The organism is Marinobacter nitratireducens, from assembly GCF_000708045.1.
In the GTDB taxonomy this organism is placed as follows: Bacteria; Pseudomonadota; Gammaproteobacteria; order Pseudomonadales; family Oleiphilaceae; genus Marinobacter; species Marinobacter nitratireducens.
The window spans coordinates 184,335-202,567 of sequence record NZ_ANIE01000001.1; the positions used below are offsets into that span (position 1 = coordinate 184,335).

Below are 18,233 nucleotides of genomic sequence, written 5' to 3' on the forward strand. Positions count from 1 at the left end.
GTAAAGTATAGAGTAAGCTCTAAGGTCAAGACTCTGATTGACGGTATTCAGACACAGACAGCAAGGAGCCGGTTATGCGCATCGCGGAACTGGAAAAACGCACCGGTGTAAACCGCCATACACTGCGTTACTACGAGAAGGAAGGCCTGCTGCTGGAGGTACATCGTGGCGGCAATAATTACAGGGACTATCCGGAGAAAGCGGTCGATCGGGTTGCCATGGTGTGTCAGCTCAAGGACCTCGGTTTTTCCATTCGCGAAATCCGGGACCTGCTGAATGCCCTGCGAAGTGACCGCATCGACTGCGCCGAGGGTGCCTACCTGATGGCCGAAAAAAAGGCTGCGGTGGAAAAGAAAATCCGTGAACTCAGACAAATACGAAAACTGCTGGATAGCGAACAAAAACGGCTGGAAGCGAGCGCCGTCGCCCACGGGCTGAGCCTTAAGAGAACCGCTACAACTCGATGAATTTTGGCAGGGCCATCAACACGATACCTACGCCAAAAAAGACGTAGATATCATCGACCAGGTACGGAAAAAACATCAGCCCGATGCCGCTCATGCGAGCCATCAAGTTCGACTGCTTTCGACCATACACAAAATAAGCCAGGCCAATCGACGTAAAGATCAGACCAAACACCAGAAACCAGGTATCACTCATCCCTGGTCGCCCGTTGTCTGATGGTTGCTTTCATGATTCCGTTCCCGTCCAAAATCCCTGTGCAGACGTTATAGCACAGCGCGCTCCGTTCTGTGATCGTAAGGTTCTCCTCCGCCCGGAAAGGCCAGCCTCAGGTTGTTCAGCCAGGTGGTGCCGAACTGGCGGTACAACGGCGCACTGTTGTATGGCAACCCATAACGATCAGCCAGCGCTCTAACCCGGGGCGCAACCTCCTTGTACCGGTTGCTGCACATGTCCGGGAACAGGTGGTGCTCGATCTGGTGCGAGAGGTTGCCAGACAGAATGTGGAACAGCTTGCCTCCCTCAATGTTGCAGGAGCCCAGCAACTGGCGCAGATACCAGCGAGCCCTCGTCTCGCCTTCCACCTGCTTCAGGGTAAAGTTATGAGCGCCGGCCGGGAAATGGCCACAGAAGATGATTACAAACGCCCAGATGTTGCGGATTATGTTCGCCACCGCGTTTGCCCCGGCCACGATCCCAAAGACCGCCAGCGGCGAGAAATCCACAAAGAAGGAAATCGGAACCGCCACCAGAGCCGCCGCCAACGGCCAGGCAATGTAATCCTTCGCCACCTGACGCCAGATCTTATAGCCGATCCGCTTTAGCAACGGTTTGAAATCAGAGAACTTATTCTTGCCTTTGAGGTGATCATCAATGGCTTGCTCATGAAGTGCCACGCCCTCCTCGAAGAGCAGCATCAACAGAATGAAGTACACCGGCTGCAGCAGGAACGCAGGCTTCCATTTCTGCATCGGCGTTACCCGCATGATGCCGTACCCCACATCCAGATCCTTCTCCAGCACGTTGGTCCAGGTGTGGTGAACCACGTTGTGGGAGTGCATCCAGCGATCAGACGGGCTCATGGTGTCCCACTCCCAGGTATTGGACTGGATTTCCGGATCTTTCATCCAGTCCCACTGGGCGTGCAGCACATTGTGGGCAATCTCCATGTTCTCCAGAATCTTGGCAATGCCCAACATCGCCGTGCCGAGGGCAAGAATGGTCAGCATCACCGGCCAGTAGGCCAGTACGTGTCCCCAGGCCGGGATGAAGAACAGCGACAGATAAATAACAAAACGGGCACTCACCGCCAGGGTGCGCTGGGTTCTGATGACGTTGAGGATGTAAGTGCGGTCTCGCTCTCCCCGGGAATCAAACACCTCATCTCGTATCGCATCCAGTTCGCGGCCGAATTCCTCGATCTGCTCGTCGGTGAGGTCCACCGGTAGTTCATGTGTCTTCATAACCTTCCCCTTACAGATCCAGCTCGCAGTCGCCAGCCGCAGCACAGATACAGGTCTGCACAATGCTGCCAGCCTCGTTCAGTACTTCCCCGGTCCGGAGATCCCGCACACATCCGGACACCAGCGTGGTATTGCAGGTGTGGCAGATGCCCATACGGCAGCCGTGGGGCGGGTTCATACCAGCCTCTTCGGCCACCCTGAGCAGCGGCGTTTCACTGTCGCCTTCGGTGTCGACATCGCTCTGGGCAAAACGAACCTTGCCACCGACGGCATCCGCCGGTATTTCCGTAAATGGGGCGCGGAAGCGCTCTATGTGCAGGTTTCGGCTGCAACCGGCCTCCTCAAAACAGGTTTCAATGGCCTCCAGCAGTGACGGTGGTCCGCAGGCATACACATCCCGCTGCTTCCAGTCCGGGCACAGGGCATCCAGCTGCTCGGCTGAAAAGTGCACGTCCTGGCCTTCGCGGGTGTACAACAGATGCAAGTGGTACCGATTCTGTTGTTGGTCCATCTCCCGTAGCTGTTTGCCCAGCACCACATCGAACTCATGGGGCGCGTAGTGCAGGTGGCAGGTATCCGGCAGGCGGCCCTGGGCGATCAAACTGCTGATCATGCTGAAAGCCGGAGTAATGCCACTGCCGGCCGTGATGAATAGGGGCTCAATCGGCTGCGCATCCGGCAGATAGAAATCCCCCTGAGGCAAACCAATGGGCAGGTAATCCCCCACTTTGATGTTGCGCACGATGTGATGGGAGATGGTGCCTTTGTCGATGGCCTTTACCGTGATGGTAAAGCAGTCATCGCTCCGCTCCGGCGGCGAGGAAATCGTGTAGGTACGGGTGTAATGTTTGCCATTGGCGGGTATGCCCACCCTCACATGCTGGCCGGCCCGATGACCACGCCAGTTCATACCGGGGCGAAGGGTCAGGGTTCGGGCATCCTGGGTCTCGTCCCAGACTTTCACCACCCGGGCCTGTAACTTGTGGGTTGTCCACAGGGGATTGACCAGTTCCAGATAATGGGAGGTGCGCAGTGGCCAGGCGAAATAGTCAGTGAGTGTGGTCAGACGGGTCCAGATGGACGGGGACGTACCATACTCTGCTTCCGCAGCATCATTCATACAGGGCCTCTCTACTTGTAGTTCTAGAGGATTTGGCAGGCCCTAATCCGCGGCCAGGGTGACAGTCCCTGTGTGCTCTTTTTGTTATGTGACTCTTTCAAAGTAGTTCGCCGCCCTTCCGGTTGTCCATTTGCATATTGGGTCAATGTGCGACGATCAACGCCACACCCAGAATGACCGCAAGCACGCCAACCGCTTTGGACATCCACTCCCCAACCGGAAACAGTTTCTCCAGCAGCACCACCACGGCGATCCCGGCGATAACGGTTAAATCCATAACGCCACCAACAAACAGCAGTGCCATAAGGGCAGCGCAGCATCCCACGCAATAGGTGCCGTGCCGCACGCCCATAGCGAGGGCACCGCTCGGCCCAGGCTGCCAGTAGCGGGTAATAAACAGTAAAGGCCCGCGACAATGTCTCAGGCAGGACTGCTTCAATGGGGAGAACTGATATATACCGGCGGCAACCAGAACTGAGCCGCTGAACAGATGATTCTGGCTGACCATCATGGGGCTGAGTATGGCTGCCTCTTCAAGCCACCATTGCAGAAGCGTGGCCACCAGGCTGAAGGCGGCCCAGACTAACAGGTACCCTCCGGTAAACAGCAGTGTCCCCCAACGCCCATCAGCCAATCGATTCTTATGGGCCACCTGCCGGTACAGGAGAACCATGGGCGCTGCGCTGGGGGTCATCATCGCTACCATCATGATCACCCACATCGCCAGCATCATGGTGAAATAGCCGGGCGTCCAATGCCGTAAACTCATTATGTCCGTTACAGACATTGACGCCATATCCCCAGCCATACCCACGAGATACAGCCAGCTCAGCACGGTAATCGTGACCAATCCCAGCACAACCGCCATTGCACCTGACGACACCCATCTTGAGAGTACCTTGCTGGTCACGGAACTCTCCTCGCGTCAGCGATGAACACCCGTCGGCCCGATATCCAGATGCGACATATGACAGTGGCTGGCATCGAGATCCAGCGGAATGTCCGCGCGGGCGCTTGTCTGTCCACTCGCCACTTCGGCCACCGCGTACTCAAACCCCTGTGGCAGATCGATACGAGCCCGGTGCTCCGAGCCATCAATAGGATTCAAGATCGGCGTACCGCTGGCCTCCACCAGATCCGCCACGCGAACCGTGGCTTTTCTGCCGTCCACATCACAGTCAATTTCAATCGGGCAGAACACCGGATCGTGCATTTCCGTCAGGGTGCTGGCGAACACGTTAAAGAACGTGGCCCCCGGCTCCGATGTTTCGCCAGAAAGGATCGCCATCAGCGCCTCCCGCTGTTCCGGGCTGGCCCGTTCATCCACAAACGCCTGAGCGCTTCCATTACCCTCATGGATTGCCCCCGGCCACTTCAGCGTCATGGCAAACGAGAGATCATCCAGACGGGTATCACCGAAAAAGCCATCTTCGATTTTGATGGCAGCGAAAGCCTCACAATCACCGTGAGTAGGGCGTGCCATAAACTGGCAAGGACACCCCAGGTCGCAATTGCAGTTAACGAATTCCTGACCTTTGATTCTCCAATCGACTCTGTCCATCTCCGTTCCTCCTCTCAGAAACGCAGCCCCTTAACTCAAGGATAAGACAGCCAGAATCCGCTGTTAGACTGATAGTTTCCCAGCCGGGCGTGATTATTCGGCAGACGCCTAAAAAGGGAGAAATGCGGTAAAACGGCTGGTCAGCCCTGCTCGGCCGAGGGAAGGATGCCTCCGAGCATGTTTTCCACCACGGCAGCGTTATAGAAGGCCTCCACAGTGTGGATCGTTTCGCCTCGAACCCGGAACCAGACGGCAAGTCGCACATCCCCGATGGGTTCGAAATGCGTCTGATAGTCCAGAATCGCGAACACATGCTCACCGTCAGCACTGAGCTGACGGACAATAAGGTCTTTCTGGATCGCTGCCATGCCAAACTGATAGGCCAGCATGTCATCCCGGCTCAGGAAGCGCATGTTTGGGCCGACATACTCAAAGTCCTCCGCCGCAAGCAAGGCCTTGGCCTCATCGAAACGCTGGGCCTGAATATCCGAAATGAATTGCTCCACGATGGCTTTTGGCTGCATCAACTGACTCCAACATTATTCTCCCGACTCTGAGCGTCTGAGAGCCTTGCCCAGCCCCGAGAAATACCTAAAAAATGCCCGGTTAATCAGCACTCTTTGATCGTCCAGCGGATACAGCCCCAGCCGGGCTTCCTCAGATTCTTTTGTGCCTTTCACCAGAAACCCGTTCTTGCATTCGGCGTCCTGGACGAATGCTTCGAATGCCCGGGCGCATAGCTCCTCAGGTTGGCTGAAATAGTGCACTCCAGCCACCTTGTCCGCTTTCACCGAACGACGAAATAACTCACTGGGCTTGGAACCGCTCTCATCCAGCAGTATAGCTTGGTAGCAAGCCTGAAGGTTGTCGTTCAATGGATGGGCGATGGCATCCTCGCGCTCCAGCCAGAGCTTCGAGCCAAAATCTCCTTTGCTGGTGTGAGGGAATAGCTTGTCTGCAATGTAATGGTCAAAGGCATGAAACCATTCATGAGCGATGCTGCCGGGGCCGGCATTCTTCGCCAGGGCAAAGCTGCGGGTCGCCGGCGTGTAATGAGCCGACACCCCGGGCCTGCCCCCAATGCCATACTGCAGGGCCAGGCTGCCACGAAGGGAGATTAAAGATTCCGTGCCACTGAGGATGGTCATCAGGTCACACAAGGCATCGTAGAACAGGGCAGCGCTGCGCTGCTTTTCAGGCTCAGTCACCCACCGGCCAATCTCGACCGAACGGAAGCGAAATCGGCGACGAACATCCAGAAAGGTGACCTGGGCTCCCCCACGATAATCGGGACCCCGGCGGTAAAACGATTTTGACATGGCCTCCCCCGCTCAGCGAGCACCAAGTCTATCATTGGTTCAGCGCCTTGGCTGAAGCGGTTCACCTTCCTCGTCCTGGAGCTGATAATCATAAGCTGCCTGCAAACCGGTCTGCTCCTCTTCCGGCTCATGTTCATGCTCGAGATAACGGGGATAAAGCGGTGACAACAAAGCCACCACAATACAAATCGCCGCGAATACCGAGAACCCATCCGCGTATCCCAGCTCCCCGACCAGCATACCAATCAACGGAGCACCCGCCGCCTGCCCCAGCGACACCGCCATAAATGGCAGCACCGGCCCCATCGACAGCCGCCCCGGAAGCAGGCGGATCCCGGTCATCAGGTAGAGCCCTGTCAGGCTCATGTAAGCCATACCAAACACCAGTGAAGAGAACACGGCAATCGCCAGTTGTCCGGGGCTTGCCGCCAGTAGCGCGAGGCTCGCGGCCAGCATCATCAACATCAGGGCCTGGGTGATCGGTGGATTGTTGCGGTCCGCAAGATCGGCCACGACAGCGCCGCCCAGGCCAGCGCAACCCACAGCCAGCCATAGCCAACCGGTCGCATCCGCCGAGAAAGCGCCGAGATTGATCACCAGATCCGGGGCAAAAATCCAGAAGGCGGATGACACAAAACCCATGGCAAAAGCAAACAGGGACAGGCGGAAAAGACGCCACCATTGCAGGGCACTGATTGGCTCTGGCGGTGCGGCATTCGCCGGCCGGACCCGGGATACCGAAGGCAGGAAGAACCAGGTCGCAAACACACCAAGCACCGCAAGGATTGCAAACATACCATAGGCAAAGCGCCAGGCGCCGGTCAGGAAGATGACTGCCGGTACCGCGACCATAACCCCCACGCTGGTCCCCGCGTTCATGACCGAACTGACCCGGCCATGCATGGAACGCTTGACCAACGCCTGCATGGCAGCGGTGAGCGCGGGCATCATCAGTCCGGTGCAGACCCCACAGGCCACCACACCAATGCCCAGTGACACTGCGCCATAAGCCTGACTGATCACCCCAAGCCCCACCACACCGAAGCCACCGGACAGAACCGCAGCATTCCTGGCCCCCAATCTGACCGCCGCCAGCGGTGCAATGACGGTAGCGAACGCGAAACTGACCAGCGGTAACGCACCGATGATACCGATAGCATAAGGCGATAAGTTGAGGTCGGCGCGGATCGGAGGAACGAACAAACCAAACGCGAAGCGAGCAAGCCCGAAACTGATGGCAATCAGAGCAGCACCCAGTACAGCAAATGCCGTGCTTGACGGAAATTTCATGGGACCTCCCATGACAAACGGCGAGAATTCAGAATTGCCCCAAGCCTAGTTGCCCAAAGCAAACTCCGCCAAACACGAACTGCCGGTGGGTTGGCTGATACCGGTTAGCCGGTTACCCGGTTCTCGCATTGCCCATTGCTCTCAAGCGCGGTCAGGTTGCCCAATGTGGTATGGGCAATGCTTTCCAGGGCGTGACGAGTAAAAAACGCCTGATGGCCCGTGATGACCACATTGGGGAAAGTGAGCAGACGGGCAAAGACATCGTCCTGAAGCACGATGTTGGAAAGGTCCTCAAAGAACAGATCCCCCTCCTCTTCGTAAACGTCCAGACCCAGATAGCCCACGTGACCGGATTTCAGCCCTTCAATCATTGCGCTGGTATCAACGATCGCGCCCCGACTGGTGTTGATTACCATCACGCCCTTTTTCATCTTGCCGATAGCATCGGCATCAATCAGATGGTGGGTCTCCGGTGTCAGCGGACAATGCAGGGTGACGATATCCGATTGGCCAAAGAGTTGATCCAGAGGCACATAGTCCGCACCCAGTTGCTCTGCGTCGGAGTTGGGTTTGAGGTCGTGGCAGAGCACCCGGCAGCCAAAACCCCGCATGATACGAACCACCTCGACACCGATCTGCCCGGTTCCGATAACACCCACCGTGCGACCATGAAGATCAAACCCCAGCAACCCGTCGAGGGCAAAGTTGCCGTCCCGGATGCGGTGATAGGCGCGGTGGATCTGACGATTAAGTGTCAACATCAGTGCCACTGTATGCTCGGCCACCGCATAAGGCGAATAGGCCGGCACCCGAACCACGTCTATGCCAAGCCGCTCAGCGGCCTTCAGGTCCACGTTGTTGAAACCTGCACAGCGCAGCGCGATAGCTCGGGTGCCCCCCTCAGCCAGAACATTCAGTACGGCTGAGTTCACCTGATCATTCACAAACACGCACACCGCCCCGAACCCCTTGGCCAGTGGCGCCGTGGCCTCGTTCAGACGGGCCTCGAAGAACACCAGCTCATGCTGGTGGGACTCCTCGTTGGCCCGTTGAAGGAACTGCTCGTCGTAGGGTTTGGTGCTAAAAACTGCCACTTTCATCGGAATTTCCCGGAATTGAATAACCCTGTCCTTGAGAGATCATCACCGGGAAGCTTAGCACGCGTTTACTTCATGGCCGCCTCAATCAGGGGTTTGAAGCCAGAGGCATGCCCGGCTGCGGTGGGATGAAACCAGTCCTCAAGATAGACACCGCTCTTGCCACGGATATAGGGCTCACTCGAACACATATCGTGCCCTTTGAACTGCTCTATAACGCTCAGGTAGGTGACCCCTGCCATTGCTGCACGGCCGCCAATCACCTGGTCAAGATGGTCCGACACACCATTCAGGGCCTGGGCTTCCGTAGAAGACACGCCCCGAGCATCCCAGCACGCAAGATTGTTTCCGAACGCACGGGGGTAGCCCAACTGAATGACCTTGGCGTTGGGTGCCGCTGCGTTGATGGCAGCGTAAGCTGCTTCCAGTTTGGCCGGCAACTCACTGTCAATACGAGCATGAACCTCGTCCACTTTTGCCAGGCACTGAGCCTGATCCCAGTACATGGCGCAGTTCAGGATCAGTTCGGCAAATCCGATATCGTTGCCTCCCATGCTGACCGTCACATAGTTGGTGTCCGCGCTGAGAGGACTTAGCTGGCTATTGATCACATCATCGGACGTGGCTCCGGAGCAGGCCTCGAAATCCAGGTTCCATTTACGATGCGCCTTTTCAATGAGTGGCCCATATGCGTCACTACTCCGGTAACAGCTGTACGCCAGATCACGGGTGCCGGTTCCATTACCCGCCGCATAGGAGTCTCCCAGCGCCGCATAGATCGTTGGAACCGGCTTTGCGGCCAGTACGGTGAAGGAGGTGACCAGACCTGCCAGAAGTAATATCAAGGTTGATAGTGCTTTATTCTGCATCTCGAACTTTCCTCTTATTGTTGTGTTAATGCATGAGGTGATGCCGTTCGTGCTGCAACGGCTTGATACGCGGCTCCTCATTGGCCGCATTCAGGGGAACGGCGGCATGCCCTCCCCACCGAATGACCAGAACACTTCAGTGAACATGTGTTCATTTTTTGAGGGCCATTATAGGCACACGAGAACTGCAGAAACTTTGACCACTTTCACAGGAATTGATCAGTGGGGAAGGATGGCTCCTGGCTGCGACTAGGGCAGGCCTGTGGAGCCCAGGAAGAGTCCACAGGGCCTTGATGCAGAGTCTCAGAACTTGATCTGCATGCCTGCGAGGATGTCGGATTCATCCCCCGCATCCGAGTCGCTGACCTCGGCAAACAGCGCGATATTTTTCTGGGCCGGGAACCGGTAGGTGACGTTGGCATACCAGGCATCCAGTGCCTCTATCTCATCGTCAACGTTCACATAGCCCAGGGCAATGGCCGTCGACTGAGAGGCCTTGAATACGCCCACCACATTGTAGGTGGATTCGTTGCGATCGCTGTTATCAAGGTCCGAAACGCTGTAATCGGCGCCGACGTTGACGATGCCGGCGTCATACTCGGCGCTGACACCCCAGGAATCGGCATTGTTATCGTACACCTGATAGGCTGCGGCTAACGTCAGGGCTTCGACGCTTGTGGACACAAACAGGTCGGTTGAGGCGTCTCCCGCACTGGGATTGCCTTCCGATTCCAACTCATGGGAAAGCGATAGGTAAACAATGTCAAAGTCCGCATCCACGCGGAGCACATCGTCACCGGCATCGACCATGGCTTCAAACTGATCTTCGTTCATTCCGGCGGGCTTTTCGTAGGCCGACTCGACACCGAACTCATCACCGGCGGTATTCATCTTGCCCGCCCGGACGGCAACGTTGTTGTACCTGATGCCCATGTACGCTTCTTCAAGCTTATCGCCGCTCTGCTGGCTTTCAGCGGCCTTGTCGAAGCTGAAGTCCAACTGCCCGAAAGCCTGCAAATTTTCGCCCAGATCGTAGGTGACGGTGTTTTTGACTTCCATGTCATCAAACTCCAGATCCAGGCTCTCGGATTCGGAAGCACTGTCACGGAGTTGAATCTGCCAGTCACCTTTCAATTGATAGGTCAGGCCGTCGCCATCATAGATGGTGGCTGCAGCAGAGGAATGGGCGAATACGACAGTGGAAACGGCTAATGCTAATACTCTCTTTTTCATGACGGTCTCTTGTTTTTGTTTATAAATAAAACGTTTATTTGAATTTTTATTACCGATTATATTTTTACCTATAAGACCTCCGAATTTATTATCTAAAAGACAAACAAACCCCTGCGACATCAGTCACATATAAATATTTTTTTAAACTCTTAAAAACTATTGGATGCGTATATTTTTTATGATGAGTAAAGGCTAGATTTACGCCGCATTTAAATGAAGCTTTTGGATTTAAAGGGTTTATAGGACATAAAATCCGTTTTGTTCATTTTGTTTACGGGGTCAGGAGTGGGAGTTGACGGGTTTTATGTCGTTCCAAAAAAAAGCGGGCCCTGGCGGCCCGCTTTCGCATTTTCATTCACGTGCTTTTATATTTACTGATCGGGTAATGTCATCCGTTTGATGCTTCTACGTCAGATCCTCATAGGGATTAAAGGCCACTTCCCAGTAATGCCCTTCCGGATCCTGAAAATATCCGGAATACCCACCCCAGAAAACCTCCTCGGCCGGTTTGACGACTGTGGCGCCGGCGGCGACTGCCTGCGCCAGCACCGCATTTACCTCCTCCTTGCTGGCAACATTGTGAGCCAACGTAATACCCGAGAAGCCAGTCGGAGAGGAGGCATCCAATCCAATGTCCCTGGCAAGCTCGTCACGGGGGTATAACGCGAGCCAGGTTCCCTCCAGACTGAAAAAAGAAATGTTGCCATCCTCGAACTCATACCTTGGCAGGCCAAGGCCATCGGCGTAAAAGCGCGTGGCCCTGTCCAGGTCGTCTACCCCGAGCGTGATAATGCTTATTTTCGGTTTCATGATTAATTCTGACTCCCTTCTCCATACCAGAGTAGACCAACAACGTCGTCAGGAAGGAGCGGCTGAGGTCAGTCGCTCCCACAGGGCATGAGCAACAACGCCGAGCGCGCCTTCGCGCCGGCGTATCACATGAAGTTGCGAGTGGCGCACCGGGTAGCCTTCCAAATCCAGCGGGACCAACTCACCGCGCTCCAACTCGTCCGCGATTAGATGGTCCGGAATACCGCCCCACCCCATCCCGGCACACACAATCTCCTTCTTGGCGGCAAAGTCCGACACTGTCCATCGCAAACCATCGTGCACCACATCCCGGCTTTGATCATATTGGCCTCGCCCGGTGCCAGCCACAACCACCTGCACATAAGCACGCATATCGGCATTGCTCAGCCGTTTGCCACGTCGGGCCGGTTCATAATCGGGGTGAGCCACCGGCACGATGTTCACCGTAGTGTAGGGCGCGGTCAGGACCGCCTCTGAGGCTAACCCATCCAGCGTGGCCACAACGAGATCCGCTTCGCCTGCCATGAGCCGTTCGGCACTGCCGCCCATCGCATCTGACATCAGCCGAATATCGGTCGCGGGGAATTCGTGCTTGAGATCGCCGATCACGGACAATAACGGCGTCAGCGGGCAGGTGGCGCTCACCGATATCCGCACTTCGGCTTCCTGACTGGCGGATAGCTTATCCGCCAGCTCCTTCAGAGACTGCACCTGATCCAACACAATGCGCGCCTGGCGGTAGAAGGCTTTACCGGACGACGTAAGCACGGGGCGGTAACCTTCCCGGGAGAGCAGAGTCAGCCCGGTTTCTTCCTCCAGGCTTTTGATAGCCTGGCTCAGCGCAGGCTGGGATTTGAAGAGCGCCTCAGAAGCCTTGCGGAAGCTTCCCTGGGTCACAATGCCATCTAACACACGCAATTGTTCGAGCTTCACCGGTCCTCCTTGATTGTTCTTCAAACATGATCTTATTTAGTGATCATAACTATAACAACTCAATATTATTTTATTATTATTTCAATGGGTAATCTCTTTCGTGCTCAAGCCTAACGCTTATCACACGAAGGAGATCGACCCATGAAACTGTATTTCAAGCCCGGCGCCTGTTCACTGGCTTCCCACATTGTACTTCGCGAGCTGGGTAAAGATTTCGCCCTCGAGTCCGTCGACAACGACGCCCTGCGAACCGAATCGGGCATCGACTACAAGACCCTCAACCCCAAAGGCTACGTCCCCGCATTGGATATCGGCGGAGTGGTGCTCACCGAAGGCGCCGCCATCCTCCAATACCTGGGCGAATCAACCCCGCTGCTTCCAGAGCCGAGTTCACTCGAACGTGCTCGGGTACAGGAATGTCTCAACTACACCGCATCGGAGTTGCACAAGGCCTTTGGTCCGTTCTTCAAAGCCGAAGCGACGGACGATCAACGCGCCCGGGCGGTTGAGACCATCCACCATCACTTTAACTACCTCGAAACTCAGCTGGCCGATGGTCGGGCCTACTGGGTGGGGGACACCTTCACCGTTGCAGACGCCTATCTCTTCGTGGTTTGTAACTGGGCGGCTGTGCCCGGTATCGATCTCGGAGACTGGCCTGCTCTTCGGGCGCTGTGTGATCGCGTCGCAGCCCGTCCCAGCGCCAGGGCCGCCATGCAGGCAGAAGGGCTGATCACACAATGAATTCGGCCCAGCCTCACAAGGCCATCCTGGCCCTGCTTGAAACCTATTTCGAGGGCCTCTACCGGGCCGACAGTGCCATGCTCACCACCGTGTTCCACCCCGATGCCCGCTACGTGAGCGCGTTGCCTGAGGATTACCGGGTGCTGTCGTTCCCCGAATACCGGCAAGTTTTGGATCAACGGGTATCACCCGCGCGCAAGGGAGAGAGTCGTAGCGAGCGAATCATCTCCATCGAAATCGCAGAGCCGAACCTGGCGTTCGCTAGGGTGGAAATGACCATGCTGGGCCGAGACTACACGGACTTCCTGACCCTGATCTTCGACCAGGGTCGCTGGGCCATCATGGCCAAGATCTTTCACTATGAAATCGCAAACCGAGGAGACTGAAGATGCCCTACGTTAATATCAAAATCACCCGCGAGGGTGGGCCAGAGGGCAACGGCCCTACCCCCGCGCAGAAGGCAGAACTCATTAAAGGCGTTACCGACCTGCTGGTGCAGGTGCTGAATAAAAAGCCCGACTCAACCATGGTCGTGATCGATGAAGTTGCCCTGGAGGATTGGGGAATCGGAGGACTGCCGGTACCCGAGTTTCGGGCCCGGAAAGCGGCACGGCAGACCTGATCGGCTATACCGCTATTGACCTTTGCCGGCTTTGATCAAGAAAAGCGCAATAAAGCTCACAGCCAGCTCTAATGCCAGATAGAGATACATATAATGATTGGCATTGCCGTCAAAGGTCATCCCCACCGATCGGCCAAACGCCATCCCGAGCATAACGACAAATACCGAGACCAGGCCCAGCTGCACCGTTTGTGGGTTCCGGCCAAGCATGAACAGGATTATGCCAATACCAACAGACATGCCACCATACGTCGCTCTCATATCGGTTACGCCGGAGCTTGACGTGACAGACCCATCAACCACAAATTCAAACGCTTCGAGAGGGATCACGTAGAACAGAAGGCCATAAACAAAAAATACTGCCGCAGCACCCAGAACAAACAGTTTACTCATCGCTTAAGCACCCACCACTGTTATGAAACCGAATAGACAAGCACCAGTGTAGTCTAGCGTCTGGCACCGTCTCGTGTTGGTGGTTGGTCGTGCGAGTCCACACCCTATTTGAAGTGTGCGAAGCGCTCTTCCTCTATTCGATGACCGCAACAGCAACGGTGAACATAGGGCTGGATACACTGTAAGAATCGAGGGCATCTTCCAAAAGCCCATTAGGGACCGTGGTAGCGATTAAAATATGGAATTGACACCACAGTCACTTGTTATGCGAGAGACGCTCACTTTGGGACGCCCTCGAACTGTGGCAATTTCCCTAGCTCCCTATCCCAAGCAGCCTTGCTGGATGTAAAGATGTGGGCAGTTGGCGATGTAGCGACTTCAGTATCCAAACATCCCGCGGGAACGACGAGCAAACCAGCGATCTGACTGCTCGGCAGCGCTGAGCCACACAACTTACAAAAGCATTTTGTGTGGCGAGTGCCAGGAAGTGTATAGGTAGCCACAGCATCTGCACCCGCCCGCCAGGTCAACTTGGCTGACGTCGAAAACAGATTCGCTGCATGAGCAGACCCGGTATCTTTTTGGCAATGTTGGCAGTGACACAGGTAAAAGCTGTCGAACGCCCCTTGTACCTCAAATTTCGCAGTTCCGCACAGACATGAACCTACGTGGTCCGTCATTGCACTTCCTTCTATCTCTGGGCCACAGGTGGCGCGAACATAGCGCCCAAAATGTGTAACGCCGTGGTTAAATTCTCAAAGGCTCGTCTTGCCCAGATTGTTTGACCACCAATTTGGGGAAGGACCACCTTTCCATTTCACAGATTTACTCAAGGCAAGCACATCCCTTGCTGTGTAACTTCGGTTCCCATCAAAAAGCGCATCTGCCACCTCCAAGCGCAGGCAATCGAGGAAAGCCTGATCAAGACGCAGTATATCCACTGTGTTTTTCGACTGTTCATGCCGGTACATGGCCACGGCATATGGAAGGTACTGAGTATTGAGCTTCAGATGCGCTACCGTCTTCTTTATTTGAAGAACGGTGTATTGGTCTGACCCGCCATATCGCTTTGTAAGCGCTGGCCCCAGTGTATGGACGTAGCTCTGGAACGCCCTTTTCAGTTGGAATTTACGTATGAGCTCAATCATAGAATTTAACGCCTGGGCTCATCGCCCGATTTGGAAGCGCACCGCGCTGGAAAAGCGGCCCGCTGCAGCCCCTGGTTAAACCAAAACTTCGATGAACCACTTAGGTTTGATTCGGCCAAAGTCTGTTCGAATATTGGTTTTTAGGCCTTTTTTGGAATCGAAAACGGTCTCTTTTCCATTTTGCCGACAAAACACGACCCAATGCCAGAGACAGTCGCGTCCGGTGGACGGCCGCCAGGCTTGGAATAACCTTAAGCGGCTTATGATTGTTTGCTAGTTTCAGCTTTCGGCTCTCGCCCACCACGCAGCACCAAATATAGCAGCGGCCCAGCAGATACAAACACCGCCGTTACGACGAAGAATGGGATGAGATAGCCCAAACCTTTGCCGCGGCTTTTGGCATCCTGGTACATCCAAACACAAGCCAGCGCGGCCAGAATGTACAGATCAATGACGACCTGAGCGGTGTCTGGGCTGGACATGAGCTGGGCACCGAAAGCCAAAAGCGACTGCTCTGCGCCTGCCATAACCCAAAAGGTGAAGCCCATGAATAGGCAGAGAACGATTAGGGGTAAAGTCGATACTCTCATGATCTTCCTTGATTGCGGTTTAAGAAATATAACGCCGCGGACACGCGCTTGTCGCGTGCATTGCCTGGTTAGCGCCAGTGAAAATGATCGACGCAGGTTTAAGAGTCTTTGGGTGGAGCGGCTCACGCATCTCGAGTAAAGAGAGTCCGTTGCTGGAAAAAAGGGCTACCCAAGTTTCAAGAGTTCTGAAATACCAAGGGGCTGGATCAGTAAAGTCTACGCTGAACCCAGCCCAAGAGCCGTCCCGCCAACCGTCGCTGTATGCGGATGGATGAACCGCAAACACCGGATGTGGTGTTTGCACGATAAAAACACCATCAGGTTTCAGTATTGCCGGGATAGCACTAAAAAGCGCCTCTACCGATTCTTTTCCTAGGAGCGAGAAATTACAAACAACGGTGTCAAACAAGCCTTCAATCGCACCAGTGGCGATATCCTCGTAAGATGCCACTCGAAATTCCCCGCCTCCGGCGCGTTCGGCTTGCTCAACCAGCTCAGGAATTGCATCTACTCCGACCAAACGCGTTACGTGAGCCGAGAGTTCACGAATTAGCCATCCCTCGCCACAGCCAATATCGAGGACCGATCCGGGGGAATGACTTAATACAGCCTCGACAATTGCCTTGTCTGTTATCAGCTTTCGGCTCTCGATCTGCCCGCCTCGCACAGCTGCGGACCATTGAGTCGCATTCTTTTCCCATGACTCGACAATCTTTTCATCGCTATAGGGGCTCATACAGAGAATCCGTCTCAGGTCGCTAACGCTGCATGTCACGCGGCGCCTGCGGCGCGCAGCGTAGTAGACGGCCGCCAGGCCGGTAGCAAACTTGAACGATTGGTTATACACGAGGCTACCACCCCCACCAATGCCAAACCTTGGCGATACCGCGCCAGACACCCCCGAGAATAGATGGAAAAAGTCGCGGCAGCAGCAACGCTAACACAGCAAAAACCAAGATACAGGAAATGAGGTAACGGCTGCTGAGAAAACTATCCCAGTAGACTGCCAGCTCCAGATTGGCCCAGAGCCAAACGAATACTGCCGTTGGGATAGAGAAAAACAGCGATGCGAAAAGGCTGATCAACCTTGTTTCAATCGGCCCACCTTGGCCACGATTCCTTGCCATGATCTATGAACATTCCTTGTGCATAACGCGGAGCTTTGCGGCATTTCTGGAGCCGCAAAGCGGTGGAAAAGTTATCCGGCAACAGCGACTGGTTATGCATGCTCCGGCCACATCCCATCCATCATCACCGGGTAGGTGATTGGCTTGTAATGAGTAAACTCAATGTCTCTGACGTGGGTGAAATCACTCCAGAGCAATCTCGCCCCCTTCATCCACTGGGATGGCTTAACCCGTTTTTCTATCTTCTCGATTTCTTCGGGCGTGGCTTCACGCATTCGTCCGACCTTACCGTAAAGTCTCACGCCCGGCGGAGCAACAAAGCGGCCTTTTAGCAGAGACCTTAGCCAAAAGAATCGACCGGCATTGACCGCCATGATGCAAACGTTCGGATTCTGATCGATGTTTTTACCCAAAGCCTCGGCGTAGTGATCAAAAAAGTATCCGCTCTGATCATCGCGAAGGAAAACAGTGCCAACTGGCGTGATGTGGGGCGTGCCGTCAGGGTTAACCGTTGCAATCGAACAGTAAACCGTCGAAGCCTGGCCTTGCTCTAAAACTGACCTTACCTTCTTCCAATCATCCTTGATGTTCATGGTTTCTCCATTTGTGCATAACGCTCGGCTCACGCGCCAGTTTGGAGGCGCGAAGCGGCAGAAAACCGGTTGCCGTGCAGCCTTTGGTTATAAGCCAATGTACCCCAAGGCCACATCGACTTCTGTGTAATCCCGAACCGACTTAGGGCTCGTAATACGATCTCCGACAGAGACAAAGTTGTAACCGAGAGCCTTGGAAGCATTCTGATCCCAAGGTCCATCCCCAAAATAGGTCATGGAATCGTAATGACCCCTACCCGCACGCCTTTCGGCCAACCGCATGATCTCTGTTCTGCTGTAGTGATCCGAGGAAGACGCCATCGGAATGGAAGAGAAGGTGATACCTGCAGCGCCAAGTTTCATCTTCGCGGATTCACTCCAGCCACCAGTCGCAAAGGCCACTGCAACATTCTTGCGGGCGACGAGCTGCGATAAAAACTCATACGCTCCGGGGATTGGGGATACAGCATGGCACGAAATGTAATCCGCTACTCTGCTCACAAACTGCTCTTTAACTTCTGCGGTGATCCTCTCGCTGTCACTTTGAAGGCCCAGTCCATCAATCACCTCGGCGAGAATCCCAGAATCAGTCACATGGTTATAGCAGCTCCAGTCAGGCCCTATCGTAACTCCCAGCACATCCTCGATAGCTGCTTGAAAGCACTCAGTATCGAAGTCGTAGGACTCAACCAATGTTCCGTCTATGTCAAACAAGACCAGATGCACAAACTCTTCCTTGGATTATAACGCTTTTGTTTAGCGGCGGCCCGAAAGGGCCGTCCGGTGGAGGCCGTAGGCCAGAACGAGCTACAACAACTTGTATGGACAATTCCTTCCGTGTTTTGGGTAAATTGAGGCC

At 55.0% G+C, this 18,233-nt stretch carries 24 protein-coding genes; 4 read left to right on the top strand and 20 right to left on the bottom strand.

Features of this window, described 5'->3' with window-relative positions; translation table 11 throughout:
- The first annotated feature begins 74 nt into the window (after positions 1 to 74).
- Positions 75 to 467 (top strand): MerR family transcriptional regulator, encoded by a 393-nt coding sequence (locus D777_RS00820; protein ID WP_036127694.1) that lies wholly within the window; start codon positions 75 to 77, stop codon positions 465 to 467.
- Here the strand turns inward: D777_RS00820 and D777_RS00825 are convergent.
- The 13 genes from D777_RS00825 to D777_RS00885 form a co-directional block, all read right to left on the bottom strand.
- Positions 454 to 660: a hypothetical protein gene (locus tag D777_RS00825; RefSeq protein ID WP_036127697.1), complete on the bottom strand. Its 207-nt coding sequence runs from the start codon at positions 658 to 660 to the stop codon at positions 454 to 456. The genes D777_RS00820 and D777_RS00825 overlap by 14 nt on opposite strands.
- Positions 661 to 728: 68 nt before the next feature.
- On the bottom strand, positions 729 to 1,925 hold the full coding sequence (locus tag D777_RS00830) for a fatty acid desaturase family protein (RefSeq protein ID WP_036127700.1): 1,197 nt from the start codon (positions 1,923 to 1,925) through the stop codon (positions 729 to 731).
- A gap of 10 nt (positions 1,926 to 1,935) precedes the next feature.
- Positions 1,936 to 3,045 (bottom strand): ferredoxin reductase, encoded by a 1,110-nt coding sequence (locus D777_RS00835; RefSeq protein WP_036127703.1) that lies wholly within the window; start codon positions 3,043 to 3,045, stop codon positions 1,936 to 1,938.
- 142 nt (positions 3,046 to 3,187) lie between these two features.
- Positions 3,188 to 3,955, bottom strand: a complete 768-nt coding sequence (locus D777_RS00840; protein WP_036127707.1) for a DUF2182 domain-containing protein — start codon at positions 3,953 to 3,955, stop codon at positions 3,188 to 3,190.
- A 15-nt stretch (positions 3,956 to 3,970) separates the two neighbouring features.
- The gene (locus D777_RS00845) at positions 3,971 to 4,606 is read right to left on the bottom strand and encodes a DUF1326 domain-containing protein (protein WP_036127711.1); all 636 of its coding nucleotides are present in this window, start codon (positions 4,604 to 4,606) and stop codon (positions 3,971 to 3,973) included.
- Between the two features lie 140 nt (positions 4,607 to 4,746).
- Positions 4,747 to 5,130 carry a nuclear transport factor 2-like protein gene (locus tag D777_RS00850; protein ID WP_036127714.1) on the bottom strand — a complete coding sequence of 128 codons (384 nt, stop codon included), beginning with the start codon at positions 5,128 to 5,130 and terminating at the stop codon, positions 4,747 to 4,749.
- A gap of 15 nt (positions 5,131 to 5,145) precedes the next feature.
- On the bottom strand, positions 5,146 to 5,925 hold the full coding sequence (locus D777_RS00855; protein ID WP_036127716.1) for a CLCA_X family protein: 780 nt from the start codon (positions 5,923 to 5,925) through the stop codon (positions 5,146 to 5,148).
- Positions 5,926 to 5,964: 39 nt separating this feature from the next.
- Positions 5,965 to 7,215 carry an MFS transporter gene (locus D777_RS00860; protein ID WP_036127719.1) on the bottom strand — a complete coding sequence of 417 codons (1,251 nt, stop codon included), beginning with the start codon at positions 7,213 to 7,215 and terminating at the stop codon, positions 5,965 to 5,967.
- Positions 7,216 to 7,319: 104 nt separating this feature from the next.
- On the bottom strand, positions 7,320 to 8,315 hold the full coding sequence (locus D777_RS00865) for a 2-hydroxyacid dehydrogenase (RefSeq protein WP_036127724.1): 996 nt from the start codon (positions 8,313 to 8,315) through the stop codon (positions 7,320 to 7,322).
- A 65-nt stretch (positions 8,316 to 8,380) separates the two neighbouring features.
- Positions 8,381 to 9,181, bottom strand: coding sequence for an SGNH/GDSL hydrolase family protein (locus D777_RS00870; RefSeq protein ID WP_036127727.1), 801 nt, complete (start codon positions 9,179 to 9,181; stop codon positions 8,381 to 8,383).
- A gap of 303 nt (positions 9,182 to 9,484) precedes the next feature.
- Positions 9,485 to 10,414 (bottom strand): porin, encoded by a 930-nt coding sequence (locus D777_RS00875; RefSeq protein WP_036127730.1) that lies wholly within the window; start codon positions 10,412 to 10,414, stop codon positions 9,485 to 9,487.
- A 405-nt stretch (positions 10,415 to 10,819) separates the two neighbouring features.
- A complete protein-coding gene (locus D777_RS00880; protein ID WP_036127732.1) occupies positions 10,820 to 11,224 on the bottom strand; it encodes a VOC family protein in 405 nt (134 codons plus the stop codon).
- Between the two features lie 48 nt (positions 11,225 to 11,272).
- Positions 11,273 to 12,157: a LysR family transcriptional regulator gene (locus D777_RS00885; protein WP_036127734.1), complete on the bottom strand. Its 885-nt coding sequence runs from the start codon at positions 12,155 to 12,157 to the stop codon at positions 11,273 to 11,275.
- Positions 12,158 to 12,298: 141 nt separating this feature from the next.
- On the opposite strand from D777_RS00885, the gene gstA reads away from it, so the two are divergent.
- From gstA to D777_RS00900, 3 genes are read left to right on the top strand one after another with little or no spacing between them, the layout of a single operon-like run.
- A complete protein-coding gene (gene gstA / locus D777_RS00890; protein WP_036127737.1) occupies positions 12,299 to 12,901 on the top strand; it encodes a glutathione transferase GstA in 603 nt (200 codons plus the stop codon).
- Positions 12,898 to 13,287, top strand: a complete 390-nt coding sequence (locus D777_RS00895; protein ID WP_036127738.1) for a nuclear transport factor 2 family protein — start codon at positions 12,898 to 12,900, stop codon at positions 13,285 to 13,287. Before gstA ends, D777_RS00895 begins: the two co-directional genes overlap by 4 nt.
- 2 nt (positions 13,288 to 13,289) lie before the next feature.
- On the top strand, positions 13,290 to 13,523 hold the full coding sequence (locus D777_RS00900; RefSeq protein WP_036127740.1) for a tautomerase family protein: 234 nt from the start codon (positions 13,290 to 13,292) through the stop codon (positions 13,521 to 13,523).
- Positions 13,524 to 13,535: 12 nt separating this feature from the next.
- On the opposite strand, the gene D777_RS00905 is transcribed toward D777_RS00900, so the two are convergent.
- From D777_RS00905 to D777_RS00935, 7 genes are all read right to left on the bottom strand, one after another.
- Positions 13,536 to 13,916 (bottom strand): DUF4345 domain-containing protein, encoded by a 381-nt coding sequence (locus tag D777_RS00905; RefSeq protein ID WP_036127742.1) that lies wholly within the window; start codon positions 13,914 to 13,916, stop codon positions 13,536 to 13,538.
- Positions 13,917 to 14,194: 278 nt separating this feature from the next.
- Complete coding sequence (locus tag D777_RS17765) at positions 14,195 to 14,596, bottom strand: GFA family protein (protein ID WP_081849427.1); 402 nt, start codon at positions 14,594 to 14,596, stop codon at positions 14,195 to 14,197.
- 75 nt (positions 14,597 to 14,671) lie between these two features.
- Entirely contained in the window at positions 14,672 to 15,064 is a 393-nt protein-coding gene (locus D777_RS00910; RefSeq protein WP_036127745.1) for a DUF6559 family protein, read from the bottom strand.
- Positions 15,065 to 15,324: 260 nt separating this feature from the next.
- Positions 15,325 to 15,654, bottom strand: coding sequence for a DUF2834 domain-containing protein (locus D777_RS00915; RefSeq protein WP_036127749.1), 330 nt, complete (start codon positions 15,652 to 15,654; stop codon positions 15,325 to 15,327).
- Between the two features lie 19 nt (positions 15,655 to 15,673).
- Positions 15,674 to 16,390 carry a class I SAM-dependent methyltransferase gene (locus D777_RS00920; protein ID WP_051668902.1) on the bottom strand — a complete coding sequence of 239 codons (717 nt, stop codon included), beginning with the start codon at positions 16,388 to 16,390 and terminating at the stop codon, positions 15,674 to 15,676.
- Between the two features lie 483 nt (positions 16,391 to 16,873).
- The gene (locus tag D777_RS00930) at positions 16,874 to 17,374 is read right to left on the bottom strand and encodes a pyridoxamine 5'-phosphate oxidase family protein (RefSeq protein ID WP_036127756.1); all 501 of its coding nucleotides are present in this window, start codon (positions 17,372 to 17,374) and stop codon (positions 16,874 to 16,876) included.
- 87 nt (positions 17,375 to 17,461) lie between these two features.
- Complete coding sequence (locus D777_RS00935) at positions 17,462 to 18,100, bottom strand: HAD family hydrolase (RefSeq protein ID WP_036127759.1); 639 nt, start codon at positions 18,098 to 18,100, stop codon at positions 17,462 to 17,464.
- Positions 18,101 to 18,233 lie beyond the last annotated feature (133 nt).

Coding starts and splice junctions, on each gene's coding strand:
- D777_RS00820 (WP_036127694.1), top strand. CDS start 75: ATGCGCATCGCGGAACTGGAAAAACGCACCGGTGTAAACCGCCATACA.
- D777_RS00825 (WP_036127697.1), bottom strand. CDS start 660: ATGAGTGATACCTGGTTTCTGGTGTTTGGTCTGATCTTTACGTCGATT.
- D777_RS00830 (WP_036127700.1), bottom strand. CDS start 1,925: ATGAAGACACATGAACTACCGGTGGACCTCACCGACGAGCAGATCGAG.
- D777_RS00835 (WP_036127703.1), bottom strand. CDS start 3,045: ATGAATGATGCTGCGGAAGCAGAGTATGGTACGTCCCCGTCCATCTGG.
- D777_RS00845 (WP_036127711.1), bottom strand. CDS start 4,606: ATGGACAGAGTCGATTGGAGAATCAAAGGTCAGGAATTCGTTAACTGC.
- D777_RS00850 (WP_036127714.1), bottom strand. CDS start 5,130: ATGCAGCCAAAAGCCATCGTGGAGCAATTCATTTCGGATATTCAGGCC.
- D777_RS00855 (WP_036127716.1), bottom strand. CDS start 5,925: ATGTCAAAATCGTTTTACCGCCGGGGTCCCGATTATCGTGGGGGAGCC.
- D777_RS00860 (WP_036127719.1), bottom strand. CDS start 7,215: ATGAAATTTCCGTCAAGCACGGCATTTGCTGTACTGGGTGCTGCTCTG.
- D777_RS00865 (WP_036127724.1), bottom strand. CDS start 8,315: ATGAAAGTGGCAGTTTTTAGCACCAAACCCTACGACGAGCAGTTCCTT.
- D777_RS00870 (WP_036127727.1), bottom strand. CDS start 9,181: ATGCAGAATAAAGCACTATCAACCTTGATATTACTTCTGGCAGGTCTG.
- D777_RS00875 (WP_036127730.1), bottom strand. CDS start 10,414: ATGAAAAAGAGAGTATTAGCATTAGCCGTTTCCACTGTCGTATTCGCC.
- D777_RS00880 (WP_036127732.1), bottom strand. CDS start 11,224: ATGAAACCGAAAATAAGCATTATCACGCTCGGGGTAGACGACCTGGAC.
- gstA (WP_036127737.1), top strand. CDS start 12,299: ATGAAACTGTATTTCAAGCCCGGCGCCTGTTCACTGGCTTCCCACATT.
- D777_RS00895 (WP_036127738.1), top strand. CDS start 12,898: ATGAATTCGGCCCAGCCTCACAAGGCCATCCTGGCCCTGCTTGAAACC.
- D777_RS00900 (WP_036127740.1), top strand. CDS start 13,290: ATGCCCTACGTTAATATCAAAATCACCCGCGAGGGTGGGCCAGAGGGC.
- D777_RS00905 (WP_036127742.1), bottom strand. CDS start 13,916: ATGAGTAAACTGTTTGTTCTGGGTGCTGCGGCAGTATTTTTTGTTTAT.
- D777_RS17765 (WP_081849427.1), bottom strand. CDS start 14,596: ATGACGGACCACGTAGGTTCATGTCTGTGCGGAACTGCGAAATTTGAG.
- D777_RS00910 (WP_036127745.1), bottom strand. CDS start 15,064: ATGATTGAGCTCATACGTAAATTCCAACTGAAAAGGGCGTTCCAGAGC.
- D777_RS00915 (WP_036127749.1), bottom strand. CDS start 15,654: ATGAGAGTATCGACTTTACCCCTAATCGTTCTCTGCCTATTCATGGGC.
- D777_RS00920 (WP_051668902.1), bottom strand. CDS start 16,390: ATGAGCCCCTATAGCGATGAAAAGATTGTCGAGTCATGGGAAAAGAAT.
- D777_RS00930 (WP_036127756.1), bottom strand. CDS start 17,374: ATGAACATCAAGGATGATTGGAAGAAGGTAAGGTCAGTTTTAGAGCAA.